Source organism: Fusibacter sp. 3D3 (genome assembly GCF_001748365.1).
Classification (GTDB): Bacteria; Bacillota; Clostridia; order Peptostreptococcales; family Acidaminobacteraceae; genus Fusibacter_A.
This window is the reverse complement of the sequence record NZ_BDHH01000010.1, coordinates 33,980-59,716: the sequence shown is the minus strand read 5'-3', so window position 1 is coordinate 59,716 and position 25,737 is coordinate 33,980. Positions and strand designations below refer to the sequence as shown.

Below are 25,737 nucleotides of genomic sequence, written 5' to 3'. Positions count from 1 at the left end.
GAAAGGGGATCTCCTATGTCCAGAAAAATATTGGTTTTAACATTCTTATTTGCTTTACTGCTCATAACAGCTTGCTCAAATTCTGAAATTGAAACGCCGATCCAAGTGGAAGAACCCTCTGAGGGGACTCCAGCGACAACTGCTTCCACCGATGAAATTGAATCCAGTAACACGAATGAAGCCCCTCAAGATTCCGATAGCGCTACAGAATCTTCTAGTGCGCAGCAAGAACCCTACATTTGGGAAGACTTTGAACTCAAAAACTTAGATGGGACAACTGCTCAACTCTATGATTTTAAAGACAAAATCGTCGTCATCAATTTTTGGGCAACTTGGTGCCATTTCTGCGATCAAGAAATGCCTCTCATTGAAGCATTGAGCCAAGATGACAAATATCAGGTTTTAGCTATAAATGTTGGCGAAGACACGGATACCATCCAAAAATATCTAGATGAAAAAGGCCTTTCACTCAATGTTTACCTTGATGAAGATCAATCTCTTGCAGGTCAATTCAGTGTTACTGGCTTTCCTACAACTGTTTTTTTAGGTCCTAATGCTGAGTATTTATATGCCTATCCTGGAATGCTGGATCAAAAAACACTGGACTCTATTTTAGCTTCAATAGATGAATATCTAGCACAATCGGTTTTAAAATGATACAATTTAGATATTCAAATCACATTTGTAGAACAAGATAAGAGAGAGGTACATTATGACGATGACATTTAATAAAAACTATGTTCTAGAAAAAGCTGTAGCCCTCCTAAATACGGATAGTCCAAGCGGTTTTACACATAGTATTATGAACACTGTTGGTGGTTGGGCTGAAGCATTAGGCTATGATTTCGAACTTACGCACAAGGGTGGTGGCATCATCACAATTGAAGGTGATGATCATATGAAGACTGTAGGTCTCGCCGCACATGTGGACACGCTTGGTGCCATGGTCAGAAGTATCACCAGCCAAGGGACCTTAAAATTCACTCTAGTAGGTGGTCCCATTGTACCGACATTAGATAGCGAATACTGTAGGATTCATACACGCGATGGCAAAGTTTATCACGGTACATTTTTGAGTACTGCACCTGCCGCACATGTTTACAAAGAAGCTTCTACGCTTGCCAGAACACCTGATACTATGGAAATTCGCCTTGATGAACAGGTTAAAAATAAAGAAGATGTGCTTGCGCTTGGTATAGGTGTTGGCGATTTTATCTGTATCGATCCTAAAACAACACTTATAAACGACTTTTTAAAATCGCGTTTCATCGATGATAAAGGTTCTGTGGCAATCCTATTTGGTGTTATGCAGTATTTATCGCGTAATGGCATTAAACCCAAATACAAAACTAAAATTTTAATTTCAAACTATGAAGAAGTGGGACATGGTGCTTCATTCATTCCAGAGGATATTTCTGAATTATTAGCCGTTGACATGGGATGTATTGGGGACGACTTAACATGTACTGAATACGATGTATCCATTTGTGCGAAGGATTCTGGTGGTCCGTATGACTACCAAATGACTTCAGAACTCATCCAGCTCGCCAAAGAAAACAAGTTAAAATATGCGGTTGATATCTATCCTTACTATGGCTCGGATGTAGGGGCTGCTTTGCATGCAGGGCATAACATTAAAGGTGCACTCATCGGTCCCGGTGTCCACGCGTCTCATGGTATGGAACGAACGCATTATGAAGCCATGGAGAACACCATGAAGCTGGTCACTTTATATTTAACTAAATAGCACTAAACTAGCCCCCCTTGTGCTTGTAGGAGGGCTTTTATTATAGACAACACAATTTGTGATTTATTACACATGAACAAGGGTAAAATAATAGAAATATAACAATTCGAGTCTCAATTTATATAGAGGGGGTGAACACATGAACAACAAGGCTTTCTTTTATGGCCAATTCTATTTACTGATGACATTATTTTGGATTGCACTCTTTGAAAATGTTCATTTAATGACTCTTATTACAGGACTGATCTTCAGTGTTCTAGTCATCTTTTTCACCGAAAAATATCTGCTTAAAGATGATTTCTATCAAATCATAGATTTCAATGCATTCAAGCTTTTAATTTATTTTTTCATTTTACTCTATGAGATTTATGCCAATGCATTTGTCACTATTCACCAAATTATAACCTTACAGATTAATCCTGATATCGTCGAAATACACACTGACCTTAAAAGCAATACGCAAAAGTGCATATTGGCAAATTCAATTACTTTGACCCCAGGTACTGTGACGATAGACCTTGAAGGTCATACCTTAAAGGTCCTTTGGCTTAACGCTAAAAGTAAAAATACGGTCATCGCTGGCAACATGATTAAAGGCAGATTTGAACGTTTTTTGAATAGATAAAGGAGCCTTCTATGTTAACAATCATCATACTATTGATTTTACTACTCACTTTAAGCTTATTAAGAATTTTACTGGGCCCTTCCCTATGGGATCGATTGCTTGGTCTCAATATGGTTGCCTCAAAGCTCCTAGCGCTCATCGTCCTCTATGCCAGTTATAAAGGGATTTCTATGTATCTCGACTTAGCTATTGTCTATGCCCTTTTGGGGTTTGTTGGCATTATATTTTTATCCATTTATGTTCAGAGGAAAGGAAGATTCTAGATGAGAGAAATTATTGCATTAATTTTCATGAGTGGCGGTCTTTTCTTTATAGGGTTTGGCATATTGGGTTTATACCGCTTTAAAAATTTTTATACACGCATATTAATTGGATCAAATGTGGATACTGCTGGTTTTATCTTGCTCTTAGCAGGTGTGATCATCAGACATGGCTTTTCCTTTTTTTCATTAAAGGTTTGTTTTATCATCTTTCTGGTGCTGATTGTAAATCCACTCATTACACATGCCATTACGCGTTCCGCATACAACAGTGGCTTCAAAATAAAGAAGGAGTGATTCTATGCTAAAACTCTCTTTGATCGTCTTGGTCATCCTCGCGATAATGACTGTTCAAACTCAGAAAATGCGACACGCAGTCGTCTACTTAGGTGCGTTTTCTTTGACCATTTCCTTTATCTATCTCCTCTACAACGCTCCCGACGTTGCCATTGCCGAGGCCATCATCGGCAGCACACTTTCCACAATTCTCTATCTGGTTGCACTTCAAAAGTATAAGATCTTCACTGTCTATTACTGCCTTTCTGAGGCTGAGTTTGAAGATCAATCCCATCTTACTGCTGAACACCTACAATTTAAAAAACTGTTAGATAAATACTGTGCTAAGCAAGAACTTGAACCTCAGATTATCTATACGGTTGATGCGACTAAAACTATTATAGAACATCATCCATACGCCTTGATCGTTCAAAATGAACCCACAAACATCAAAATTTGGGGTCATCCTGAAAACTATAAAATGGACTCTCTCATTTCCTTTTTTGATAGAGAACTCCATTTTAAAGTGCCCATTGAATTCATTCAAGTGGAAGAGGTGATTGAATGAGAAGAAAAGGGATTGCACTCTTGTGTTTAACTGGCTTTATCATGATGGCTCTTTTAACGGCGACATCCGATCAAGTCCCCTACGACATTTCAAATCACTATATTCAAAACGCCTACAGGGACACAGGCGCCACCAATATTGTAACCTCTATTTACTTAAGTTATCGTTACTATGACACTCTATTTGAAGCACTCATGCTCTTATTCAGCATCATAGGCGTTGTCTATCTATCTATTCATGAAGGAGATGAACTCGATGAATGATCACTCTTTTTTAATCTCAAAGACATTGACCATCACCTATCCCTTTGTGCTGTTATTTGGACTCTATATCGTGCTCAACGGTCATGTAACCCCTGGTGGTGGCTTTCAAGGGGGCGCTATTATCGCCTCTGTACTCATTCTCAAATATTTGATTGATCCCAGTTTAGAGACACCCCTCAAAAAGATTCGAACACTTGAAAAAATCACATTATTTTTTATATTTTTATTTCCATTAGGTTTTCTACTGACTTTTATCCATTTACAATTGCCAACTTTTAATCTCTATTATCTCATATTGATGAATCTCCTGATCAGCATCAAAGTCGCTTGCGGTCTGTCCATCATCTTTATCAGATTTGTATTCTATGAAACTAGGTGACTCTATGACTCTTGAAAAACTTCTCGATTTAATCAATGGCGAAAATGTGAGCCTTATCTTATTTATGATTGGCATTTACGCGCTTGCCTCTAGACGCAATATCGTCAAGACAATAATGGGTCTTAGTATTATTCAGGCAGCCATCATCTTGTTTTTTCTAACGATCAACAACGATGTTGGACGCGTACCGCCTATTGGCAATCAAATCACAGTACCGGTTGCAGACCCTATCCCTCAAGCACTTATGATAACGGCCATTGTGGTGGGCATTTCAGTCACTGCTGTTAGCCTTACCATGTTTATCTCGCTCTATCATAAATACGGGTCTACCAACTGGAACAAGGTTAAAAACAAACGGGGAGGTCTTAGATGATATTTCTTGTACTTGGACCTATTCTCATTGGTCTTTTTTTCTACATCTGTCAATGTAAATTTTTGATGAAGGCAACGCTCGTCTTAGAAGCTGTCTTAATTGGTATTTCTGTAAATTTTATACTTACCAATACGGCGGCTTCTGTTCAGTTGCTTTCGGGGTTTGCATTTCCAATAGGTATGAAAATTGAAGTCGACGCACTTTCTGCTATGATGTTACTCCTCAATAATTTTCTATTTGGATTTATGATCCTCTTTAATCTGCATAAGTCTTATATGAATAAACTCTTTTTCTTTTTATTCTTAAGCTTGCAAGGCCTTATCAATGGCGTCTTTTTGTCTACTGATTTTTTCAACGTCTACATCTTAATAGAAGTGGCCACTGTGGTGGTGAGTATTCTCATTATGTATAAAAAAGACAGTCAATCCATGTATGATGGTATGATCTATCTCATGGTCAATATGATTGCCATGACCTTCTTTTTATTAGGTATCGGTTATCTTTATAAATATACTGGCGCACTTGATTTTGATAGTGTTTCCACTTCAATAAAAATGCTTGCTTCTAAGCGCAGTCTCATCCTTCCCTTTGCACTTATGATCACGGGGATCAGTTTAAAAGCGGCCCTATTACCCCTTTTCAGTTGGCTACCTAAGGCACATGGTACTGCGAGTGCACCTTCGATTGTCTCTGGTGTATTATCTGGTATCTTTGTAAAAATAGGCATTTATCTCTACATTAGAGTTTCCTTTATGTTTAGTGATGTTTTTATGTTATCTGATTTCTTTATTGCGATTGGCTTTTTAACCGCAATTGCAGGTTTTTTATTCGCACTGTCCCAAACGGATATCAAGCTGATTTTAGCCTACCATTCTGTTTCACAAATAGGCCTTATGATGATTGGGCTCAGTTCTAAACAAGTAGACTCTTACCATGGTGGGCTCTACCATATTGTCGCTCATGGTATTTTTAAGACCTTGCTCTTCTTGATCGCAGGTTTGCTCATTGAGACTTATCACACACGTGATATTCGAGCAATGAACGGTCTCTTTAAGCGTTCTAGATTTCTTTCACTCATCATGATCGTTGCTGTACTCAGCATCACAGGCGCACCCTTTTTTAGTGGTGGCTATTCAAAGTACTTTATCATGAAAGGGTTTTCGGGACTATGGGCTGAAATCTTATTCATAGTAATCAATATGGGGACCATGATGTCCTTTATCAAATTTTGGCATGTGCTTTTTATGGACTCTAGTCAACAATCGCCCTCTTTGCCATCGCCTATCATCAAAAAAATATTGCCCTACAATTCTATAATAGCACTCAGCGTTATGGCTCTAAGCTGTATTCTTCTCGGTATAGCTGGTGATTACCTGTTCAAGACGCTCACGACGTTTGACACACACTATAACTTTTTCTCTCAACTGCTTAAATGGCCAAAGTATTTGCTCACTTATGGGGTAAGTTATTTAACTTATATCGCTCTTGTGAAAAAGAATCCGCTCTTTGCGAAACTTAAAAAAATGGAACTCAGCTTCAATCAAATCACATTGGCGATTCTGTCCTTCTTCATGGTGACGACGTGGTATTTACACTTAATCACAACATAAAAAAAGTGGCAATCCGGAAATAAGATCGTATATTTTACTCAACTAGATCCTAATCAGATTTTCTGTTACCTTTTCCTAAAAAAATCGGTATACAAAAATGTATACCGATTTTTTTTTTAGGAGTCTACTTCACATTCACAATTGCTTTCGCAAATCAAAGCTCACTAAATATTCAAGCAGTTCTATGGTTTCTTTTTCAACATATTGCGCTTCTATACCTCTTTCGATTTTTAAATCTAATGACAATTCTCGACTATTTGACATAACTAGATTGACTCTCTGCTCAATTACCACAATAATTCTCTCAAGCTCATTTTCCATCAAGTCGTAATATGGCTTGCTTTTTTCATTCTTCTGAACCAAGAAAAACTGAAAATGGACTTCCATAGGATCTATATTGTATTTATGTTCATAGTTGAGTCTTAGAAACTTAAAATGAAATTCTTCGAACTTTGATAAGTCAGATTCTTTTATGTCAATTATATCCATTTTATTCTTATAGTTTTTAATGAGCTGATCTACAGTCTGAAAAGGACGCACTTCACTCATATATTCTTGTATTAATCTATTTTTACTCATAATTTAAACAATTCACTTTCTAAAATAAGCAATTCCCACAACGCCTTCTCCAGTATGTGTGCCCACAACGGGTCCAATCTCCACTTCATATAGCCTTTGAACACTGAATTCTTCAAGTATAAGGGCTTTAATATCCGCTAACTTTTTAAGATCATGAGCATGTGCTATGGCGATATCCTCTATAATGCCATCTGGATAATCTTTTTTTAATTGTTCGATCATCCATGCCATGCCCTTGCGTGATCCTCTTACTTTATTCGCCATTTCAACGACACCATTTTTAACTTCTATAATGGGTTTCAGATTGAGCATCTTGCCAATCATAGCGGTCCCTGAAGATAGGCGTCCACCTTTTCTTAAATTTTCAAGCGTCTCTAATGTCCCATATAATTGAGCCTTTTCAACAAGTTGTTGAAGCTCTACTTGGATGATTTCCATCGATTTTTCCTCTTTAATCCATTGATTCACTCTTAAAAGGATCAAAGCAAGCGAAAAACTGGTGGTTCGACTGTCCACAAGGTGAATTTTATCACTATTGATCATCTCTTTGGCAATTTGAGCGGAATTAAAAGTACCACTGAGCTCACTTGAAATAAAGATGCCTAGAACCTCATTGCCCTTTTCAAGCTCTGCACTGAAAATATCATAAAACTCATTTGGATTCACTTGTGATGTCGTTGGCAATTCTGGAGAAACTTTCAGCTTTTCATAAAAAGTGGCTGTATCTAAATTAATTTTATCAATGTATTCAGCATCTTTAAAAAGGACTTTCAGCGATGCGAATAAAATGCCTTGATCTGCAAGTTCTTTTGGCGTTAAATCGCAAGTACTATCTGTCACTAATGTGATTTTCATATTCTTCCCTCTTTTCTCTAGAATTACAATTTGTGCACCTTTTACGATTCATATTTCGTTTTGAAATATCGAATAATTTTAAAAAGTGATTTCGTTAAAACCTCACTTTCAGTCTCGTTCAGTGTATTGAGTACAAATTCAATCATCTCTTGATGAAAGGTTTCATGATGATCGTATGCCGCATGCCCTTTATCCGTTAACGTCACATAGACCACTCTTCGATCTGTTTCACTGCGTGATCTGACCACATACTCTTTTTTGAGTAAATTGTTGATGGCTATCGTCAGTGTGCCTACGGTCACCCCTAATTTTGAGGCAATATCTGACATTTTAAGCATATTTTCAACCCCAATCGCAGCAATCACATGAAATTCTGTTAAAGACAAATCATCAAATTTATCACTGTGAAGCACTTTCTCTTCAATGGTCATGATATTGTTAAAAAGCTCCACCAAAAGTGTATTGAGAATGTCTTTTTTTGAATCCATAAATTGCCTCTTTTCTTAAAACTATTTTTAATATATTAATTTGACAATCAAACTATTTGATAGTCTCAGTATAGGGCGAAGCCCTTATAAAGTCAATGTTACAGCTGATTTCTTTATAAATTGTTAATTAATTTGTAATAACTTAACTTGGCCTTAAATAATTTTTAACACTTTCTGCATGCCATTTATTCTACTCCAGTTTATTGGCGATAAAAAAAGGCCATTAGGAGAAAATTTTTTTCGCCTAGGGCCTCTTATAAATTTTATTCAAAATCGGTTCATCAAACTTCACAGACTGGTTTTAACTAATTCTGTTGAGGTTTCACCTTGATCCTCTCGACATTTTCCTTTAAAAAAGTATGCATCAATATCCATACGATTGTCATAAAATTAAAGATCATAAAGGGTGCAAATTCAACTGCGGGTACACCCGTGATGGCCAATATGATAATCGCATTGACATTCCAAGGCATCAGTGGTGCAAGCGCCGTTCCCGAATTGGCGATTAAAGCCGCTAAGTCACCCGCATCCAGGTTATGCTCTATAAAGGCCTCTTTCAAATTTCGACCTGGAATGATGATGCCCACCGTCTGGTCACAGGTTAAAGCATCCAGTCCTATACTCATTAAACTCGTTCTCAAATAGAGTGCTGTTTTGGTCTTAGAATTCTGAGTCACAAAGTTGATGAGCGGTTTGATCCAACCACATTTTTCAAAGATCGTACTCATGGCTATTCCCCCCATGATAATAAAGACGACCTCTATCATGGACTTCCCACCGCCAATTTGAAGTGATTTGATCAAATCCACTTGAATGTCTGTATGAAAGCCGTTGTACATAAACCCCATAAGTGTTGGCAGAGAAACATGTTGTACCAAAGCTGCAATGAGTATGCTCGATATAACACCAAATCCCAAAGTAAGGTTGGATTTAAACCCAATTAAGGACAGCGCGAGCACACCCACAGGCACAATAAAGAACCACCCAGATATGATAAATGACTCTGAAAGAACGGATTTGTATCCTGAAATTGCCGCATCCGTCAAAGTGGATTCAATATTCAAGCTCATGACGAGATAGATCACGCCCGTTAAAACCATAGCGGGCAACATCTGTTTTAGTGTTTTTACAAAATAGACTTTAAAACTCACGCCTACCGTTTCTATAGTAAAATTGACCAGAGCAGAAATAGGTGAGAGTCGATCCGCCACATAAGCACCCGATAGAATAACGCCTAATAAAAATGCTTTCGGCATCCCTGCGCTGAGTCCCAAAGAAAATATAGCAACGCCAATGGTACTTAGCGTACCAAGACCTGTGCCTATAAAAAGGGCGAAAACAGCAGTCACTAGAAAGGCAAATAGAATAAAATTGACATGATTGACAATTGAAAATCCATAATAAATCATAGAAGGGACAATCCCTGAAGCAATCCATAGGGCAACATTGATGCCGATCATAAAAACCACAAAATAAATCGTCTTAGCATGTCCGATACCTTCTAGCGCATAAGAAAGTGTCTCCTTAATTCTTACCCCTTTTGCTTTTAGCAGAGCACTTGTAACTGCCAAAGTCACAATAAATCCATAAAGCAATGTAACGCCAAGGCTTAGACAAGTGACAATACTCGCTATAAAAACGAGCGCAATAAATAAGCCCCATTTTTGATGAATCATCTCTATTCCCCCACTTTCAATTCGTAATAAAAGCTCTATATTCAACTTATTATAACAGAGAAGTTTCGATATTCTAAAGATCATTTCATTAATATTTAAAAAAACTCAAAAGTCAGAACTTTTAAGAAAATGTCACACTTTGAATAAAAATTCTCAAAAACCTATTGACAACATGTGAAAAACCCAGTAATATAGTGAACAATACAAGAAAAGAGGTTCACGCCATGAATAATTATACATTTTTATCTTCACAATTTCATCATCATCACAGGTCAGGGATTTATCATCCGATGCATTAATATCATCGAAGGTAAAGCCCTATTCGTTATTCTCTACTGAATTGGGCTTACCTGTTGATGATCGAAAATATAACGAGAGTCATATAGGCTAGCCCTATATGGCTCTTTTTTATACAAAATTTTGCAAGGTTAAAAATACACCTAATATGAATTGTTACCGAACCCACGGAGGTCTATATGAAATCAAATTTGTTAATCATCAACCAAAACAAATACGCTATGCAAGCTTTACTCATGAAGTTATATGCAAAGTACGGCTATCGCCAAGTCTCTATTCCAGCCTGTGAGTCACTTGCTTCGATTTCCGAACTCGAAAAACGCTATCCAAGCCATACACAAGTCAAATTCATGGATCAATCCGGTGAAATTTTTTATCTACAAAACGATCCAACAGTATCTGTCATGAAAATGCTCAGACTCTCGTCGGCATCTAATATTGAGCAAAAGATATGCTACTATGCCCCCACTTACAAATGGGGTCATCGACAGCTCACAGAAGAAACACAGATCGGTGTTGAAACATTTGGAAAAGACACATTGCTTCACGATCTTGAAATCATCGTCTTGGCTGTAAAATCACTTAGACTTTTTACCGATAAAGTCATGCTTGATATCGGTGACGTGAATTTCTTGGAAACACTGCTTGAGAGTATGCCTTTTGACTCAGAGCAAAAACAAACCCTCATAAAAGCATTGCCTTCTAAAAATATGATGACCTTAAAAGAACTCACGCTCTTTCAAAACACAACTGATGAGACCTGGAACCTCTTAAAATCTCTTTTTAAATTATTTGGTCCCACAGAAATTGTTTTAGAAAATGCAAAGCAATTAATCGAACAAATTACTTTTGAGGATCAATCACTAAAATCAAAACTGAATACCCTACTAGATCAAATTACAGCTCGCAGCATACTCTTAAAATCATATGAGCTTTTAGAATACACGCAACTGGATTTCACTTTAAAACCAGAACTCAAATATTATAATGGCCTTGTGCTCAAGGGCTTCATCAAGAATTGCCCCTCTGAAGTGTTAAACGGGGGCAGATATGATCAACTCAGTACCGAATTTGGAAAAGCGAATTGTGCAGCTGGCTTTGCACTCACACTAGATCTATTAATGAATTATACGGAGGTAAAAAAAATGACACGCAAAAATAGTCTACTACTACTTGAAACTGAGCTCACCGCAAAAGGCATTCAATATGCAGAGTACTATCGTCAAAAGGGATTTGAAGTCAATCTCAGAACTTATGAAACTGAAAAAGAGGCCATCGACCTTGCCACGAAAGAGCATTTTGAAAAAGTCATCGTCTTTGGTGAAGTCTCCGCTAAGGTCATCGATATCCGAAAAGACAATGTGCAGAAAATGCCTTATGCAACATTTGATCAATATTTAACCGTCGCAGATACCAATAAAAGCATTCACTAAGAGGAGGTCCCAATGGAATCTATCACCTTTGCACTTTCTAAAGGCCGTATTGCAGAAGCTTTTTTAAAAGCCTTTGATGCCGAAGAAGCCATGACTTCCAGAAAACTGATTGTACAAGTTGGCAATATCAAAATGATCATGGTAAAACCCGTGGACGTCCCCACCTATGTGGCTAACGGCGTAGCCGATATAGGCGTGGTTGGCAGAGATGTCATTTTGGAATCTGGAGAATCTTTTTATGAACTCCTTGAGTTCCCCTTTTCAAAGTGCACACTCTCCATCGCTGGATTTGATCAAAATATCAACTTAGAGGCGCCCATGACCATCGCCACCAAATACCCTAATATATGCAAACAGTACTTTCCACTATGTAAAACAATCTACTTAAACGGCTCCGTGGAGCTTGCACCGATTCTCAATCTTTCAGATGTGATCTTTGACATCGTAGAGACGGGCACAACACTAAGGGAAAATGGCCTTTCTATCATCAAAGATATTCTGACCATTAATCCGGTGCTCATTGCCAATAAATCCAGCTATAAATTTAATCAAGCTCAAATTGATGCTGTGATTACCCAATTAAATAGGTGAGGTGACTTATGAACACGCTTCAAAATATGATTAAACTAGATGCAAATGAACTTGCTTATCCACTATCCGATATACAAATCGAAAAATTACGCGCTGAAATCGATCTTCAAGCGCTCAATCGATATCCCGATGCAGATGCCACCGAACTCATTGAAGCTTATAGTGCTTATATTGGCACGTCGCAGTGCCAAATCATCGCAGGTAATGGCTCAGATGAAGTTCTGGATCTCATCTACAAAGCCTTCACGACGCCAAAAGACATCGTCCTTTCGATAGATCCATCATTTGTCATGTATGAGATTATGGCTTCCATTTACAATTGCGAGTTTAGACGTTATCAGCCCGAGCGGTATTATAACTTGAATCCAACGGACTTTATGGATTACATCAACATATTAAAGCCAAAACTTATCTTCATCTGCAATCCCAATAATCCCACAGGTGCGCTCATAGAGCCTAAGACACTTATTGAAATCGTCAAATCTACAGATGCCTATGTGGTCATTGATGAAGCCTATGGCGAATTTATATGCGATGACTTTATGGATTATTCCATGCTCAAAATGATCGATGAACTGCCCAACTTGATCGTTCTCAAAACGCTTTCTAAAGCTTGTGGACTTGCAGGGCTCAGAATCGGATTTGGCCTCTCAAACGAAACCAATATGGCCAAACTTTATAATTGCAAATACCCTTATACGATTAGCAATTTATCTCAGTCTCTTGGAATCGCACTTTTGAAAGCTGACTTTAAAGCAACGATAGACAATAACCGACTTCAGATTATTGAAATGAGAGACAAACTGGTTGCAGCGCTCAAACAATATAAAGACCTCGAAGTGTTTGACTCCTACAGTAATTTTGTCTGGCTAAAACTCAATGCAACGCGCATCTCAAAAACCTCTTTTTTAGAATCATTCGCATCAAAAAATATCAAAATCAGATACTTTCAAAAAGATTATCTTGATTATTATTTTAGAATCACTGTGGGCACTGAATTTGAAATTAACCAAGTTCTAAGTTGTATAGAAACTGCATTAAATTTAGAAAGGGCGGCTGGTCAATGAAACTCAGCAGAAAGACATTTGAAACCCAAGTTGAACTTGAATTTGAACCCTATGGGAAAGGTCAATACGAAATTAAAACCCCTATTCCTTTTTTCACACATATGCTTGAACAGTTTGCAAAGCATGGCCGGTTTAATCTCACACTCACAGTGACGGGTGATGATCCGCATCATATCATCGAAGATGTTGGTATCCTCCTGGGAAAGGCTTTTAATGACAGCCTTCCTGATAAAACAGGCATTGAACGCTTTGCAGATAGTCTGATCCCCATGGATGAAACACTCGTCAGAATCGCCATCGATCTCTCGGGGAGAAGCTATTTGGCTTTTGATGCAACTTTCCCAAGTAATGTTACAAGTGGTTTTGAAACAGAATGGTGTCTAGAATTTATGACAGCTTTTTTACAAAATGCTAAAATGGCACTCCACATTACAACACTGGCAGGTAAAAATACACATCACATGCTTGAAGCTATTTTCAAAGGCACCGCCATTACGCTCAGACGCGCACTGATGGTTACAAGTGATTCACTCCCCTCAACGAAAGGAGTTTTATAATGACAATTATTATCGACTATGGCGTAGGTAACATCTTTAATGTATTAAATGCCTTTCGTAAGATAGATCCTGACACAAAGCTTTCTGCTGATCCCAAAGCAATTTTAACGGCAACTCATATCATCTTACCCGGGGTTGGTGCCTTTGAAGATGCGATGAAAGCGCTTAAAACACTTGGTCTGGACCAAACACTTATAGAAGCGGTCGACATGAAAATTCCAGTCCTCGGCATCTGTCTCGGCATGCAGCTCCTCTATGAAAAAAGTTTGGAAAATGGCACATGGCAAGGTTTGGGGTTAATCCCTGGCACCATTGATCTCTTTGATAAGGATGCCGTTTCTACGATTCCACATATGGGCTGGAATAACTTAGTGCATACTGCCAAGTCACCCTTTGCAAACATAGAGGGATACGCTTACTTTGTACACTCATATCTCGCGCCACTTGATCCCCAATACGTCTATGCCTATGTGGATTATGAAAAGAGCAAGGTCCCCGCAATCGTCGGTAGAGGCAATGTCTACGGCATGCAATTTCACCCAGAAAAAAGCAGTGCACTGGGTGCCAAACTCATCAAGCAATTTTATAAATTAACTCAGGAGGCTCTATGAGAATTTTTCCAGCCATTGACATCAGCGGCTCAAAATGCGTTCGGTTGACCCAAGGTGATTTTAATCAAAAGAAGGTCTATTATGACAACCCTCTAGACGCCGCTAAATTTTGGGAATCACAAGGTGCAAAGGACATACACATCGTCGATCTTGACGGCTCCCTCAACGGTGAATTTGTCAACCTTTCAAATCTAAAAGAAATCGCTAAAGAAACCGCTTTAAATATCCAATTTGGCGGTGGCATCAGATCACTAAAAGATGTTGAGACCCTTGTGGCATGTGGTGTTAATCGCATCGTCATCGGTTCCCTTGCCCTTAAAGATTTTGATACTTTCAAAGACATCTTAGAGCGCTACAAGTCCCAAATCGTCTGCGCGATAGACTTTAAAAATGACTATGTAATGACCGAAGGTTGGCAACAAGAGAGCAAGACAAGCCTAAACACCTTTATTAAAACCATTTCAGAGATCGGATGTCAATCGCTGCTCGTCACTAATATTTCTAGAGACGGTATGCTCACGGGTCCTGATATCAATACCTATAAATCGATTAAAAATTTAACGACAGCTGAAATTATAGCCTCTGGTGGGGTGAGTTCGCTTGAAGATTTAAAAATTCTCAAATCCATTGGCGTGCCTTCTGTGATCATCGGCAAAGCCTTTTACGAGCAGAAATTCACTTTTTCAGAAGCTGTACAGGCTGTAGGAGGTCCCCTATGTTAGCAAAGAGAATAATCCCCTGTTTAGACATTAAAGACGGCAAAGTCGTCAAAGGCCAGCAATTCGAAAACGTCATCACCATCGCAGACCCACTTGAAATCGCCAAATACTACAGCGACACAGGTGCAGATGAGCTCATCTTCTATGATATTATGGCTTCCACAGAAGATCGAGGCCCTTTCTTAAACCTTGTTTCAGAGATCGCTAAGACTATTAATATTCCCTTCACAGTGGGTGGCGGCGTAAAATCCATAGACGACTTTGATGCCCTATTAAAATCAGGTGCTGATAAAGTTTCCATTAACACACAGGCCTTTTTGAACCCTCATTTGATTAAGGAAGCAAGCCTAAAATATGGCGCACAATGCGTCGTGCTCTCAGTGGACATCAAAAAAGTGGCCGATGACTATATTGTCTTCACTCACGGCGGGAGGACGAATACAGGTAGAACGGCTATAGATTGGATTTTAGAGGGCATTCAGCTCGGTGCAGGAGAACTCTGCATCAACTCTATTGACGCAGATGGCAGTAAAAAGGGCTTCGATCTGCCCCTTTTAAAAAGTATTGAATCTAAAGTCACTGTTCCAATCATCGCCTCTGGTGGTGCTGGTGACAAAATGGACTTCGTCAAGCTCTTTAAAGAAACCACTATATCTGCGGGTTTAGCGGCGAGTATCTTTCACTCTAAAAAGGTCAGCATCCCAGAAGTTAAATTTGAACTCCAGCGTGAGGGCATCCCAGTCCGAAGTTATTTTGCACCTCTTTTTGATGCAAAGCTCATTCCAGCCATCGTTCAATCCGCTCAAACAAGTGTTGTGCTCATGCTTGCTTATGTCAACGCAGAAGCCTTAGAGAAAACCATCACAACTGGATATACCCATTTTTATTCCAGAAGCAGACAATCGCTCTGGTTTAAAGGTGAAACCTCTGGCAATAAACAAGCGCTTGTGGATTTAAGATACGACTGTGACAATGATACCCTTTTAATGAGGGTCGATGAAGCTGGGCCAGCCTGTCATACGGGAAGTTATTCTTGCTTTAACCAAATGCCGGAAGATAAAAATGTCTTCACTCAATTGATGACAGTCATAGAAGACCGTAAAGCAAATCCCGTAGAAGGCAGTTATACCAACTACCTCTTTGAGAAAGGCATCGATAAAATTCTAAAAAAAGTGGGCGAAGAAAGTGCTGAAGTCATCATTGGGGCCAAAAATTCTAAAGAGGAACTGCTCTATGAAATGGCTGATCTCTTCTATCATAGTCTTGTGCTCTTGGCAAATCAAAATATTGATATCAGCGAACTCGAAGCTGAACTCAAAAAACGTTTTAAATAATTCATGAGTTTTTTAAGGTTTCATTGACTTTTCAGATCGATTTCAGTACCATGATATGGATGACATAACTTCGGAGTATTTCAATGACCCTTATAGAACCTAAAAAAAAGAGAAAAGCCTATATCGTAATTTCAGGCCTCATCATAAGTGTTACACTTGCCATTTCACTAGATGTCCCCCTTTATTTTGCCATATTGTCAACGGTTATCTTAGCTTACACGCTCAGTACGCATAAAGCGGATGTGCCAGAACTTGTATTGCACAATTTAATTGCCATTAGAAAAACAGTCATACTCCTTTTCCTAATCAGTATTACCTTACCACTTATGATGGGGTGTGGGGCTCTCCCCACATTCATCGTTCACTTTTCAGAAATGATGATCGGCCAAAATCTGCTCTTAGCAGCATTTGTGCTTGCCACATTGCTTTCCATGCTCCTTGGAACGGCCATTGGTACACTCACTATTTTGATTCCTCTTTTTATGAGTTTGGCTTTTCAAATGGATATCGCTTTGCCATTACTTACAGGGGCATTGCTTTCAGGTGCTTATTTTGGAGATCGTACATCTCCGCTGGCGTCAGGATTACACCTTGCCTCTTCGGTAACGCATACCGATTTCAGAAAAAACATGCCGCTTTTATTAAAGAGTTCCATCATCCCATATGTCATCACTTTGATTATTTTTTACATGATGGGAAAACCGTTTATAATAGATGCTCAAATGCTTATTCAAAATACGGTTATTGCCACTGTATTTGGCATCAAGTTCTATTTGCTCTTGCCACTGATCATGATGATATTACTGTTGATTTTTAAAGTGCCTATCAACAGAGTACTTACCTTAGTTGCCATTACATCTGCCTTTTTGTTATATGCGAAAGGTGCTGCCACTAGGGAGCTCGTCGACTATATGCTCTATGGCTATCATACGGATCATCTCATCCTAGGTTCCATGCTTAAAACCACTGGCCTTTTCAGCATGGTCAATGTGCTTTTAGTCATCCTGCTCAGTGCATGCTTAAACGGCATTTTAGAGGCTGATCTACTCATTGATGTGATTATAGAACCTTTTATGAAAAATGTTAAAACAGAAGCGCAGCTCATTCGAAATACAGCACTTTTAGGACTGGTGCTCTCCATGATTACCTGTTCTCAAGCAATGACTGCCATGATCACTGGAAAATATCTAAAAGACAAATACGATGCATTTCAAGTCCCACGATCACTTTTAGTCATGGCCATAGCCAATGTAGGGCTGAATGTGGTAGGGCTGATCCCGTGGAATGTCAATGGATTAGTCATCAAGCAACTCACGGGGATTTCAGCGGTTCAATATGTGCCGTTTACCTTCTTTTTGACTTTGCTTTCACTTTTTACAATTTTGATTTATCCGTTTTGGAGACCTTTTATGCACAAATCGGCTAAAACTATAAAAGAAATCACTTGACCCATAAGAGCTCACCTAAGGGGCAATCGAATAAATTCCGATTTGGCCACTAAAAATGTAAACTAACAAAAAACCTTCCACTATGTTATTTTTACGCTTTTATGATTTATCCTTTTAAAATTCTATTTTGCTTTATAAGGCTATAAATGCTGTACCCCATTAAGCCAAAAAACAAGCCGTAAAAACAATAGACTAAAAAACCGATCTGGTGCGCCCATTGCATTGCATTTGAAAGGACAATTATTGCCAGTGGTATCTGAGCTGACGCAATGATGATCGCAAACTTAAGCAATCTATTGTTCCGCTCTATCAGAGATTGCTTATCCGTAAAGATAGAGGGACGCTGAGTCTCATAGCTTTTCTGCCATAGATACCACCCGCTTAACTTGTTAATAAGCTGCCATTGGTCATCCTCCATAATATGACGGTATTCACCTGATAAATTAATGTCATTTTGATAGTCGACACAATATCTTATTTTTGAGGGTTCTGCTCTTTTAAAAAATAGACGTGTATGTCCAAGCATACTTCTTTCTAGAATCCATCCTTTTGATGCCATAGACTCCAGATGATTTTCAAAGGGTTCGCAATTCCAGCCCCACCATAAAAAAAACTGTGTTTTATAATTGTTCATTTTTCAACCTCCACTCAAGACCATATTGGTACAATTCCCCTATTCGCTTAATCTCCACTTGCATGAGTTCAGCAGCCATCTGGGTTTGCTTATAAATTTTCCTTCTATTTTCTGCTCTAATTGCCACAATCAAACCATCTTCCTCCATTTTTGACAATGTGCCATAAATGGTCCCAGGTCCTATCCGAATTCTGCCCTGTGTCATTTTTTCCACCTCTAAAATAACCCCATATCCATGGTTTTCATTAAAAAGCGCAAGCAAAATCAGATAAGCCGTCTCAGTCATAGGTATATATTTGTCGATCATATGTGCTAACATTTTCGTCTCCTTATATATCACGACGTGATACATCTAAGTTCAATATATCACGTTGTGATATATATGTCAATTTTTTTTATTGCCCTCATCAGCTTTACATTAAGGCTGCAAAAAAGCACTCTGATCAATAAGATTTTAAAATCGAATTGAAAGAGTGCTTTATAGAGTGCTTTATAAGGATACCTTTATAGAACTGGGTAATTGAGAACGCTGTCATCCGCTTTTTTAAGAATCTTGAGATAGTCCTCAGCTTCTTGTCTCGCATCTGTCAAGCTATGAAGTTCATGATTGCCACATTCTGTTTTATTGACTTTGATCACGTCACCTCTAAACGAAGCCACATATTCATAAGCGCGTTTTACATGAGGCAACATTTCTTTCGCAGTATAAGTCCCTTGAAGGATCAAAGTCATCCCTGTAAGGCTACCCCTTGAACCAAAGTAGACAAATTGCGCGCCTATTTCTTTATCGGTTGAAAAAAAAGCATTCATTAAATGTTCAATGGTATGAATACCATTGACACTCATCTTCTCTCTATTGGGTAATTTCATTCTTAAATCAAAGAATGTCAGCGATTCTTCGCCCAACTTCATCATTTTAGAAACATATAATCCTTTTTGAAGATTTAAATGGTTCACAGTGAAATTTTCACTTTTATTCATAATGGTTCTCCTCTCAAATGGTACACTTGTAACCTTAATTATATGTTTCTATGAACCACTATACAATCTTTATTTATTCGGCGTCCCCGAGGTATACTTATTTCAACAGTTCTAGAAGCATTTTCAAATTTTTTAAAACGATATCACTGTTGTAAAGCATTTCAGCATTACCAATCCCAATGGGCAATAGCCCTGCTGATTTTATGCTCTCAATACCTGCATAGGCATCCTCAATCCCAATACACGCATCGGGCTTTAAGGCTATGAGTTCACATGCCTTTAAAAAAATATCCGGCGCTGGTTTCCCTTGCTCAATCTCCAAAGGATTCACTACCACATCAAAATAACTTTCAATGCCCATTGCTTGGATCAAGAAAGGTGCATTTCGACTTGCAGAAGCAAGTGCAATTTTAAAGCCCTTCTGCTTTAAGAAGGAGAGGAGTTCATTTGCGCCCTCACATAAATCACGTGCCGTATAGTCCGCTATTTTTTCAAGATAAATCTCATTTTTCTTTGTGGCAAAGGCTTCTTTTTCTGCTTCAGTATATTTTGAAGCATCTTCCGAATATGCCAGTACCAGATCAAGGGCTGCTCGCCTTGAGATGCCTCTTACTTGATCTTCAAGGGTGTCAGGCACACTGAAATTTAAAGCTTCTGCGAGTGCTTTCCACGCTAAATAGTGTGCATGACTGGTCTCGGTTAAAACCCCGTCTAAGTCAAATACAATGCCCTTGTAAGGTACTGAATTTGACCTGAGCAGTTTTAACTGATCCTGAAGCTCAATGCTTATAGGATTCCCTTTTAAAAGTTGACAATCCAACTGATCATGGCTCAACTCAAAGGCAATTAAGCGTCCTTTAAATTCAATTTTAAATTTAAGACTTTGCCACTGCTTTGGTAGATGTGGTTTAAGCGCAATGCCATTTTCAGTGATTTTAAGACCTGCAAATCCTGCAATAACCCCTAAAAGGCTTCCAGCCATATTGGCCATATGGAGTCCATCTTTCGTGTTGTGATGTGTATCTTCAAGATCAAGGACGATAGATTCTTTAAAATAAGCATAAGCTTTTTGGTCAAAACCACATTTGGAGGCCACAATGCCATAAATACAACTTGAAAGCGAGGAATCATGTGTGGTTAAGCCCTCATAAAAATTAAAGGCATTCTTGATAGCCTGTTTATCAGCATATTCTTCCAGTAAAAAATGGGCTAACACAGTATCCGCTTGTTTAAGCACTTGATGCCTATAAATCGTCAGCGGATGGTAATATAACAGCAAAGGTCTTTTAGTGGGATCTGCCGTTTCAAAAGGCCATCTTGGCTTGCTTAAAAAGGAATCGTCTTGAGCGTATAACTGTAAATCTCCGTCAAACTCAAAGTACATCTGATCAGATGCCTTTTGCATCATTTGCACTTCATCATCAGTGAGCTGAATGCTTTCAAAAAGAGCTTCCGTTTGCGCAGAAAGGTTTGCATCCGTTGAATTTTTAAATAGATTATAAAATGTGCACGCCCACATCAAGTGATATTTCGCCATGGCATTGGTATAGTAGTTGTTATTGACGATTGCTGTGTATTCATCTGGTCCAGTGACATTATGAATTTGAAATGTGCCCTGATAAAAGTGACCAATCTCAAGCCAAATTCGAGCCGTTTCAAAGAGGACTTCTGCGCCTGCAGATGCCATAAAATCTAAATCACCTGTATATAAATAGTATTGAATAAAGGCATAAGCTATATCTGCATTGATATGATATTGCGCCGTTCCCGCAGGAAAGTAACCCGAGCACTCTATTCCAGATATCGTACGCCACGCATAGGCAGCACCTTTATGATGACCAAGTTCCTGAGCGCGAAGTCTAGCTTGAGGCAATATATGATGTCTATACTTTAACAGTGTTTTCGCGCGTTCTGGTTGATTAAAAAGCATCACTGGCAGTACATAGATTTCAGTATCCCAAAAATAATGGCCCTCATAACCTTCACCAGACAAACCTTTGGCTGAAATATTGGCATTGAAATCCGTCCCCACAGATTGAAGCAATTGATATTGCATGTACCGAATTGCCATTTGATCTGCAGGTGCACCCTCAATTTCAATCCCTGTTTTATCCCAAAATTCACTTAAGTAAGCGCTCTGACGCTTTGAAAAATACTCATAATCGTGCTCATCCTCTAAACGACTCAAAAGCCGTCTTACATCCGCATCAATATTTTCAGCTCTTAAGCTGTCTGTGAACAAACAGACCTTGTCTAATGTCACCTGATTCTTGCCTTTGATATGTGTTTCTATGAAGTGTTCCTTTGAAACGTGTGTCATCTCATTTTCACAAACAGACTTTACTTTGTGACGAATCGCAGTGGCTTGTTTTATTTCTGTATTTTGCGTCTGCATCATCGCATGGACATCACTTCCATTATAAGAGAGTGCCATGAGTTTCATCAATTTGGTGTGACTTTGTCCTGTTCTTGGATCATTAGGGTTACTGTAATTTTCAATGTTGGTATCACAGATGCTCACAAGCTCTATTAGACCCTCGTATTCTACTTCAATGCTATAGACTAAAACATTTTTTTCTACAAATGATGCCAATCGTTTAAAGCACAACTGCGCTTCTTTGCCTGATCTTGTAACAAAAGTATAACTTCTAAGCGTTTCCCCTTTCAGGTAATCTACGCTTCTCAAATAAGCCTTATAACGGCCTGCGATGAGGCTTACGGGTTCGCCATCAAGATAGACCACACAAGTCTGAGTATCGATCAAACGGGGCTGTTTATCTTGAACGGTTGGAAATCCATAAGCCATCTCCGCATGTATCATGGGCACTCTATCATAAAGGCCATTGATATAAGTGCCTCTTATGGTTTCGCCCCCTGGATAGCCCTCTTCAAAACACCCTCTAACGCCTATGTAGCCATTGCCTACCATGAATAAACTCTCATCAAGCATTTGTGCTTCGGGTTTGTATGTTCTCTTTTCAAATTTCCACATCTCCATATGCCTCCCTTTTATTGTAAGTCACCTGATAAAACCGATATCCCTTATTGCACACTCAAAAATTAACCATGACAGAATTCTGCCATGGTTAATTGAATCAAAGCGTATACCACAGGTTGAATTCTATTTGATAGAACCCGCAACCATCCCTTTGATGATGTGCTTTTGACCGATAATAAACCCTACAACAATCGGGAATGCGGCCATTAAAACAGCGGTCATGATCAAATCCCACTTTTTAACGAATGAGCCTGCAAATGCCCTAATAGCAAGTGGAATCGTCTGAATATCTTGACCCACGCCTAAAATGAGTGATGGTAAAAGGAAATCATTCCAAATCCAAATGGCATTTAATATACAAATCGTTACAAAAATCGGTTTTAATATCGGCATTATAATCTTAAAGAAAATTTGAGGTTTAGAACAACCATCAATAAGGGCCGCTTCCTCCAGTTCCACAGGAATAGACTTGATAAACCCATGGAACATAAAAACTGCAAGTGGTGCCCCAAAACCAATATAGGCGAATATCATCCCATGATATGTTCTGAGCATGTTGATACCAATGGTTTCATTGATGACTCTAAACAGCGCTACAAGCGGAAACATAACCACTTGAAACGGAATAATAAGACCGCAAATAAACAATAAGAAAATAAAAGTCGACATTCTCGTTTTTGTTCTCACGAGAACCCATGCTGCCATTGCAGAAAATACTGCGATTGAAATCAAAGATAAAACCGTTATGAGCACAGATGCATAGACACTGGAGGCATACCGGATGCTTGGGCTACTCCAAATCGTTTTGATGTTTATAAAAATTTGTCCCCAATGCGCTGGAAATGCAATTGGATCTGTGATGATCTCAAGAGATGCCTTTGCAGAGTTGATCACAACTATGAAAAAAGGAAACAAGGTCAAGAGGAAAAACGTAATTGTAATGATCTGTAAAACGATGGTTGTAATTGTTTTCTTTTTCTTCATTACATTTCAACCTCCTTCTTCTTATTATAGTAAACCTGTCCTATAGAAATGATTGAAAGCACAAGGAAGAAGATAATCGCTCTCGCCTGACCTTCGGCCATGTTGTTGTACTTAAAAGCGACGTTGTAAATATTGAGCGCTAAAAGCTCAGTCGAGTTTACCACTTGATCTTTATACATAGCAGTTGGTCCACCATTTGTGAGTGCCAAGATGATATCAAACTGCTTAAATGAATTGACAAGTGTCAAGAACGATGTAATTGTAAAAGCTTGAGCAATCATTGGAATCGTAATGTTCACAAGTTTTTGCCAGAAGTTTGCACCATCAATATCGCTGGCTTCCAAAAGCTCTTGAGGTACATTGAGCAGTGCCGCTACATAAATCATCATAATATAACCTGCATATTGCCATGTAAATGCTAAAATCAGACCAAATAATGTCCAGTTTGGATCTGCCAATATCAACAAATTCTCAATGGCTTCAATCCCTAAGAGTGCACCCACAGAAGGGACAACGCTTTTAAAGATAAACTGCCAAATATATCCGAGTACTAAACCCCCAATTAAATTTGGGATAAAAAAGCCTGCACGATAAAGATTTTTAAACCGGATCTCTCTTGTTACTAAAAATGCAAATGTCAGTGCAACCACATTGATTGAGACTACACTCAGCAATGTAAATAGAAACGTTCTCATGAATGAATACCTAAAAGATGTATCAGAGAACATTGCTTTATAATTTTCAAGCCCTACCCAGGTTGGTTTCACCCCTGCAATAGCGGTCCAGTCCGTCATAGAATAATAAAGCCCCATAATGAACGGTATGATTACCACCACTAAAAACGAAATCAAAGCAGGTGCAAGAAACAACCAAAAGACTAATTTGTCATTTTTCTGTTTCTTCATATTATCCCCTTCTCACTTAATATCAAGTTTATGCCAATTTATTAAAATGGGGTGTTGTCAAACACCCCATTTTAATTTAACAACTCTCATTGCCGTGATACATTACTTAAGTTCTATAATTTTACCTGCTAATTGATCAATAAATTGTTGCTTATTGATATCGCCTTTTCCGAAGCTTTCATATAATGGCGCTATTGTGCCCATACCAAAACCATCTGGCATATCATTTTGTAACCAAGTATACGCCGTGCCTTTTGCAAGCCATTCCGAAACGTTTGCAGAAAGCGGTGTCGATGGTGTCAATTTTACATTTGTAAACGCGGGTACCATTTTTGCTTCATTAACCATGTAATTATGGCCTTTTTCATTTGTAGCCATGTAATTTAAGAAATCACGTGCAGCTTGTTGATTTTGACTTTCGTTGTTAATAACATAGAAAGAAGGTGCACCAATGAAGATGCCATCAAATTCACCTTTAACAGATGCATGCGGTGCAAATGCCATAGGGAATGTCACGCCATTGTCCATTAACCAAGGATCAATCCAGTTCCCTTGATGAATAAATACGGATTTTCCAGTTGCAAATTGACCCACTTGTGAATCGTAGTTACCCGTTATTAGAACAGATTCAGATGAGTAATTAAATAATAATTCTACCCAATCCGCATATTCTGTTAAACGTGTCATATCGGGTTCACCTTTGAGCATTTTATCCAGTACAGTTGTATCTCCATATTCTAAACCTGCAGATAAGTATCCATTAAAGTTATGAAGGCCTGTAACCCATCTCATATCTGGACCAGCTGCCATTGCCACAACAGAGTCAATGCCAAGTTCAGCTTTCATTGCATCAATTTTTTCAAATGCAGCTTTGTAACCTTCTTGAGAATTTAAAGTCGCTGGATCTACGCCTGCTTTACCTAGTAAATCCTTGTTGTAAGCCATGCCCCAAGCTTCTACAGCCACTGGGAAACCGTATACTTTTCCATCTACTGCAAACTCTAGTGAAGTAAGATCTATCCACTCATCCCCTTCAAAAGGTGCAAGCTTAGATGCCCAAGTGTTGTAACCGCCCATACCTTCAATTACAAAAATATCAGGTTGACGATCTGACTGAAACTCTGCCTTTAAGTTCTCAGCATAAGGTGTATCTCCTCCAGAAGTTTTAATAGTGACTTTAACACCCGTTTCTTCTGTATAGGCTGCTGCAAAAGCTGATAATTGTTCTCCAATTTCGACTTTGTTTTGATAGATAACGACGGTTTGTTCACTTTTAGATGTAGATTGAGAACATCCTGACAACATTGCCAATGCTAAAACTAAAACTAAAATTAACGCTAAACTCTTCTTCATGTTCGTTCCCCCTTTAGGAATTTGTTTTAATAGTACTTGTCTATGTTGATAATTTCATTAACATCACCAACATTACACCTATACCCAAATTATTGAAAGAATAATCTGTTAATTATATTATAGGAA

Annotated in this window: 29 protein-coding genes; 18 read left to right on the top strand and 11 right to left on the bottom strand. The window is 38.6% G+C overall.

Going from position 1 to position 25,737, the window contains the following annotated elements; translation table 11 throughout:
• The first annotated feature begins 15 nt into the window (after positions 1 to 15).
• The 10 genes from F3D3_RS12480 (at position 16) to F3D3_RS12435 (ending at position 6,101) form a co-directional block, all read left to right on the top strand.
• Positions 16 to 657 (top strand): TlpA disulfide reductase family protein, encoded by a 642-nt coding sequence (locus F3D3_RS12480; RefSeq protein WP_069874380.1) that lies wholly within the window; start codon positions 16 to 18, stop codon positions 655 to 657.
• 61 nt (positions 658 to 718) lie between these two features.
• A complete protein-coding gene (locus F3D3_RS12475) occupies positions 719 to 1,747 on the top strand; it encodes a M42 family metallopeptidase (RefSeq protein ID WP_374700074.1) in 1,029 nt (342 codons plus the stop codon).
• Between the two features lie 139 nt (positions 1,748 to 1,886).
• On the top strand, positions 1,887 to 2,372 hold the full coding sequence (locus F3D3_RS12470; protein WP_069874376.1) for a Na+/H+ antiporter subunit E: 486 nt from the start codon (positions 1,887 to 1,889) through the stop codon (positions 2,370 to 2,372).
• 11 nt (positions 2,373 to 2,383) lie between these two features.
• The gene (locus tag F3D3_RS12465; RefSeq protein WP_069874375.1) at positions 2,384 to 2,635 is read left to right on the top strand and encodes a monovalent cation/H+ antiporter complex subunit F; all 252 of its coding nucleotides are present in this window, start codon (positions 2,384 to 2,386) and stop codon (positions 2,633 to 2,635) included.
• A complete protein-coding gene (locus F3D3_RS12460) occupies positions 2,636 to 2,929 on the top strand; it encodes a monovalent cation/H(+) antiporter subunit G (RefSeq protein WP_084389004.1) in 294 nt (97 codons plus the stop codon).
• Between the two features lie 4 nt (positions 2,930 to 2,933).
• Positions 2,934 to 3,476, top strand: a complete 543-nt coding sequence (locus tag F3D3_RS12455) for a DUF4040 domain-containing protein (RefSeq protein WP_069874373.1) — start codon at positions 2,934 to 2,936, stop codon at positions 3,474 to 3,476.
• Positions 3,473 to 3,739, top strand: a complete 267-nt coding sequence (mbhE, locus tag F3D3_RS12450; RefSeq protein ID WP_069874371.1) for a hydrogen gas-evolving membrane-bound hydrogenase subunit E — start codon at positions 3,473 to 3,475, stop codon at positions 3,737 to 3,739. The genes F3D3_RS12455 and mbhE overlap by 4 nt, the downstream gene beginning before the upstream one ends.
• Complete coding sequence (locus tag F3D3_RS12445) at positions 3,732 to 4,118, top strand: MnhB domain-containing protein (RefSeq protein WP_069874369.1); 387 nt, start codon at positions 3,732 to 3,734, stop codon at positions 4,116 to 4,118. Before mbhE ends, F3D3_RS12445 begins: the two co-directional genes overlap by 8 nt.
• Positions 4,119 to 4,122: 4 nt before the next feature.
• On the top strand, positions 4,123 to 4,491 hold the full coding sequence (locus F3D3_RS12440) for a sodium:proton antiporter (protein ID WP_084389002.1): 369 nt from the start codon (positions 4,123 to 4,125) through the stop codon (positions 4,489 to 4,491).
• Positions 4,488 to 6,101, top strand: a complete 1,614-nt coding sequence (locus F3D3_RS12435) for a complex I subunit 5 family protein (protein ID WP_069874367.1) — start codon at positions 4,488 to 4,490, stop codon at positions 6,099 to 6,101. Before F3D3_RS12440 ends, F3D3_RS12435 begins: the two co-directional genes overlap by 4 nt.
• A gap of 135 nt (positions 6,102 to 6,236) precedes the next feature.
• Here the strand turns inward: F3D3_RS12435 and F3D3_RS12430 are convergent, their stop codons facing one another.
• From F3D3_RS12430 to F3D3_RS12415, 4 genes are all read right to left on the bottom strand, one after another.
• On the bottom strand, positions 6,237 to 6,680 hold the full coding sequence (locus F3D3_RS12430; RefSeq protein WP_069874366.1) for a hypothetical protein: 444 nt from the start codon (positions 6,678 to 6,680) through the stop codon (positions 6,237 to 6,239).
• Between the two features lie 12 nt (positions 6,681 to 6,692).
• Positions 6,693 to 7,535 carry a DegV family protein gene (locus tag F3D3_RS12425; RefSeq protein ID WP_069874365.1) on the bottom strand — a complete coding sequence of 281 codons (843 nt, stop codon included), beginning with the start codon at positions 7,533 to 7,535 and terminating at the stop codon, positions 6,693 to 6,695.
• Positions 7,536 to 7,576: 41 nt separating this feature from the next.
• Positions 7,577 to 8,023 (bottom strand): MarR family winged helix-turn-helix transcriptional regulator, encoded by a 447-nt coding sequence (locus F3D3_RS12420; protein ID WP_069874364.1) that lies wholly within the window; start codon positions 8,021 to 8,023, stop codon positions 7,577 to 7,579.
• Between the two features lie 305 nt (positions 8,024 to 8,328).
• A complete protein-coding gene (locus F3D3_RS12415; protein WP_069874362.1) occupies positions 8,329 to 9,699 on the bottom strand; it encodes a Na+/H+ antiporter NhaC family protein in 1,371 nt (456 codons plus the stop codon).
• 476 nt (positions 9,700 to 10,175) lie between these two features.
• Between F3D3_RS12415 and F3D3_RS12410 the strand changes: the two genes are divergently transcribed.
• The 8 genes from F3D3_RS12410 (at position 10,176) to F3D3_RS12375 (ending at position 17,756) form a co-directional block, all read left to right on the top strand.
• The gene (locus F3D3_RS12410) at positions 10,176 to 11,429 is read left to right on the top strand and encodes an ATP phosphoribosyltransferase regulatory subunit (RefSeq protein ID WP_069874360.1); all 1,254 of its coding nucleotides are present in this window, start codon (positions 10,176 to 10,178) and stop codon (positions 11,427 to 11,429) included.
• A 12-nt stretch (positions 11,430 to 11,441) separates the two neighbouring features.
• The gene (hisG, locus tag F3D3_RS12405) at positions 11,442 to 12,020 is read left to right on the top strand and encodes an ATP phosphoribosyltransferase (protein WP_069874358.1); all 579 of its coding nucleotides are present in this window, start codon (positions 11,442 to 11,444) and stop codon (positions 12,018 to 12,020) included.
• 8 nt (positions 12,021 to 12,028) lie between these two features.
• Complete coding sequence (gene hisC, locus F3D3_RS12400; protein ID WP_069874356.1) at positions 12,029 to 13,087, top strand: histidinol-phosphate transaminase; 1,059 nt, start codon at positions 12,029 to 12,031, stop codon at positions 13,085 to 13,087.
• A complete protein-coding gene (gene hisB / locus F3D3_RS12395) occupies positions 13,084 to 13,644 on the top strand; it encodes an imidazoleglycerol-phosphate dehydratase HisB (protein ID WP_069874355.1) in 561 nt (186 codons plus the stop codon). The genes hisC and hisB overlap by 4 nt, the downstream gene beginning before the upstream one ends.
• Positions 13,644 to 14,255: an imidazole glycerol phosphate synthase subunit HisH gene (hisH, locus tag F3D3_RS12390; RefSeq protein ID WP_069874353.1), complete on the top strand. Its 612-nt coding sequence runs from the start codon at positions 13,644 to 13,646 to the stop codon at positions 14,253 to 14,255. Before hisB ends, hisH begins: the two co-directional genes overlap by 1 nt.
• On the top strand, positions 14,252 to 14,977 hold the full coding sequence (gene hisA, locus F3D3_RS12385) for a 1-(5-phosphoribosyl)-5-[(5-phosphoribosylamino)methylideneamino]imidazole-4-carboxamide isomerase (protein WP_069874352.1): 726 nt from the start codon (positions 14,252 to 14,254) through the stop codon (positions 14,975 to 14,977). Before hisH ends, hisA begins: the two co-directional genes overlap by 4 nt.
• Positions 14,971 to 16,308 (top strand): imidazole glycerol phosphate synthase subunit HisF, encoded by a 1,338-nt coding sequence (gene hisF, locus F3D3_RS25050; protein ID WP_069874351.1) that lies wholly within the window; start codon positions 14,971 to 14,973, stop codon positions 16,306 to 16,308. The genes hisA and hisF overlap by 7 nt, the downstream gene beginning before the upstream one ends.
• A gap of 83 nt (positions 16,309 to 16,391) precedes the next feature.
• Positions 16,392 to 17,756, top strand: a complete 1,365-nt coding sequence (locus F3D3_RS12375) for a Na+/H+ antiporter NhaC family protein (RefSeq protein ID WP_069874350.1) — start codon at positions 16,392 to 16,394, stop codon at positions 17,754 to 17,756.
• Between the two features lie 106 nt (positions 17,757 to 17,862).
• On the opposite strand, the gene F3D3_RS12370 is transcribed toward F3D3_RS12375, so the two are convergent.
• The 7 genes from F3D3_RS12370 to F3D3_RS12340 form a co-directional block, all read right to left on the bottom strand.
• Entirely contained in the window at positions 17,863 to 18,390 is a 528-nt protein-coding gene (locus F3D3_RS12370) for a DUF2812 domain-containing protein (RefSeq protein WP_069874349.1), read from the bottom strand.
• Entirely contained in the window at positions 18,377 to 18,709 is a 333-nt protein-coding gene (locus F3D3_RS12365) for a PadR family transcriptional regulator (RefSeq protein ID WP_069874347.1), read from the bottom strand. Before F3D3_RS12365 ends, F3D3_RS12370 begins: the two co-directional genes overlap by 14 nt.
• A gap of 185 nt (positions 18,710 to 18,894) precedes the next feature.
• Positions 18,895 to 19,371, bottom strand: a complete 477-nt coding sequence (locus F3D3_RS12360) for an S-ribosylhomocysteine lyase (protein ID WP_069874346.1) — start codon at positions 19,369 to 19,371, stop codon at positions 18,895 to 18,897.
• Between the two features lie 97 nt (positions 19,372 to 19,468).
• Positions 19,469 to 22,363 (bottom strand): beta-phosphoglucomutase, encoded by a 2,895-nt coding sequence (gene pgmB / locus F3D3_RS12355; protein ID WP_069874344.1) that lies wholly within the window; start codon positions 22,361 to 22,363, stop codon positions 19,469 to 19,471.
• A gap of 129 nt (positions 22,364 to 22,492) precedes the next feature.
• Positions 22,493 to 23,353, bottom strand: a complete 861-nt coding sequence (locus tag F3D3_RS12350) for a carbohydrate ABC transporter permease (protein WP_069874342.1) — start codon at positions 23,351 to 23,353, stop codon at positions 22,493 to 22,495.
• Positions 23,353 to 24,258, bottom strand: coding sequence for a carbohydrate ABC transporter permease (locus F3D3_RS12345; protein ID WP_069874338.1), 906 nt, complete (start codon positions 24,256 to 24,258; stop codon positions 23,353 to 23,355). Before F3D3_RS12345 ends, F3D3_RS12350 begins: the two co-directional genes overlap by 1 nt.
• 102 nt (positions 24,259 to 24,360) lie before the next feature.
• Positions 24,361 to 25,611, bottom strand: a complete 1,251-nt coding sequence (locus F3D3_RS12340) for an ABC transporter substrate-binding protein (RefSeq protein ID WP_069874337.1) — start codon at positions 25,609 to 25,611, stop codon at positions 24,361 to 24,363.
• Positions 25,612 to 25,737: the final 126 nt, after the last annotated feature.

Coding starts and splice junctions, on each gene's coding strand:
- F3D3_RS12480 (WP_069874380.1), top strand. CDS start 16: ATGTCCAGAAAAATATTGGTTTTAACATTCTTATTTGCTTTACTGCTC.
- F3D3_RS12475 (WP_374700074.1), top strand. CDS start 719: ATGACATTTAATAAAAACTATGTTCTAGAAAAAGCTGTAGCCCTCCTA.
- F3D3_RS12470 (WP_069874376.1), top strand. CDS start 1,887: ATGAACAACAAGGCTTTCTTTTATGGCCAATTCTATTTACTGATGACA.
- F3D3_RS12465 (WP_069874375.1), top strand. CDS start 2,384: ATGTTAACAATCATCATACTATTGATTTTACTACTCACTTTAAGCTTA.
- F3D3_RS12460 (WP_084389004.1), top strand. CDS start 2,636: ATGAGAGAAATTATTGCATTAATTTTCATGAGTGGCGGTCTTTTCTTT.
- F3D3_RS12455 (WP_069874373.1), top strand. CDS start 2,934: ATGCTAAAACTCTCTTTGATCGTCTTGGTCATCCTCGCGATAATGACT.
- mbhE (WP_069874371.1), top strand. CDS start 3,473: ATGAGAAGAAAAGGGATTGCACTCTTGTGTTTAACTGGCTTTATCATG.
- F3D3_RS12445 (WP_069874369.1), top strand. CDS start 3,732: ATGAATGATCACTCTTTTTTAATCTCAAAGACATTGACCATCACCTAT.
- F3D3_RS12440 (WP_084389002.1), top strand. CDS start 4,123: ATGACTCTTGAAAAACTTCTCGATTTAATCAATGGCGAAAATGTGAGC.
- F3D3_RS12435 (WP_069874367.1), top strand. CDS start 4,488: ATGATATTTCTTGTACTTGGACCTATTCTCATTGGTCTTTTTTTCTAC.
- F3D3_RS12430 (WP_069874366.1), bottom strand. CDS start 6,680: ATGAGTAAAAATAGATTAATACAAGAATATATGAGTGAAGTGCGTCCT.
- F3D3_RS12425 (WP_069874365.1), bottom strand. CDS start 7,535: ATGAAAATCACATTAGTGACAGATAGTACTTGCGATTTAACGCCAAAA.
- F3D3_RS12420 (WP_069874364.1), bottom strand. CDS start 8,023: ATGGATTCAAAAAAAGACATTCTCAATACACTTTTGGTGGAGCTTTTT.
- F3D3_RS12415 (WP_069874362.1), bottom strand. CDS start 9,699: ATGATTCATCAAAAATGGGGCTTATTTATTGCGCTCGTTTTTATAGCG.
- F3D3_RS12410 (WP_069874360.1), top strand. CDS start 10,176: ATGAAATCAAATTTGTTAATCATCAACCAAAACAAATACGCTATGCAA.
- hisG (WP_069874358.1), top strand. CDS start 11,442: ATGGAATCTATCACCTTTGCACTTTCTAAAGGCCGTATTGCAGAAGCT.
- hisC (WP_069874356.1), top strand. CDS start 12,029: ATGAACACGCTTCAAAATATGATTAAACTAGATGCAAATGAACTTGCT.
- hisB (WP_069874355.1), top strand. CDS start 13,084: ATGAAACTCAGCAGAAAGACATTTGAAACCCAAGTTGAACTTGAATTT.
- hisH (WP_069874353.1), top strand. CDS start 13,644: ATGACAATTATTATCGACTATGGCGTAGGTAACATCTTTAATGTATTA.
- hisA (WP_069874352.1), top strand. CDS start 14,252: ATGAGAATTTTTCCAGCCATTGACATCAGCGGCTCAAAATGCGTTCGG.
- hisF (WP_069874351.1), top strand. CDS start 14,971: ATGTTAGCAAAGAGAATAATCCCCTGTTTAGACATTAAAGACGGCAAA.
- F3D3_RS12375 (WP_069874350.1), top strand. CDS start 16,392: ATGACCCTTATAGAACCTAAAAAAAAGAGAAAAGCCTATATCGTAATT.
- F3D3_RS12370 (WP_069874349.1), bottom strand. CDS start 18,390: ATGAACAATTATAAAACACAGTTTTTTTTATGGTGGGGCTGGAATTGC.
- F3D3_RS12365 (WP_069874347.1), bottom strand. CDS start 18,709: ATGTTAGCACATATGATCGACAAATATATACCTATGACTGAGACGGCT.
- F3D3_RS12360 (WP_069874346.1), bottom strand. CDS start 19,371: ATGAATAAAAGTGAAAATTTCACTGTGAACCATTTAAATCTTCAAAAA.
- pgmB (WP_069874344.1), bottom strand. CDS start 22,363: ATGTGGAAATTTGAAAAGAGAACATACAAACCCGAAGCACAAATGCTT.
- F3D3_RS12350 (WP_069874342.1), bottom strand. CDS start 23,353: ATGAAGAAAAAGAAAACAATTACAACCATCGTTTTACAGATCATTACA.
- F3D3_RS12345 (WP_069874338.1), bottom strand. CDS start 24,258: ATGAAGAAACAGAAAAATGACAAATTAGTCTTTTGGTTGTTTCTTGCA.
- F3D3_RS12340 (WP_069874337.1), bottom strand. CDS start 25,611: ATGAAGAAGAGTTTAGCGTTAATTTTAGTTTTAGTTTTAGCATTGGCA.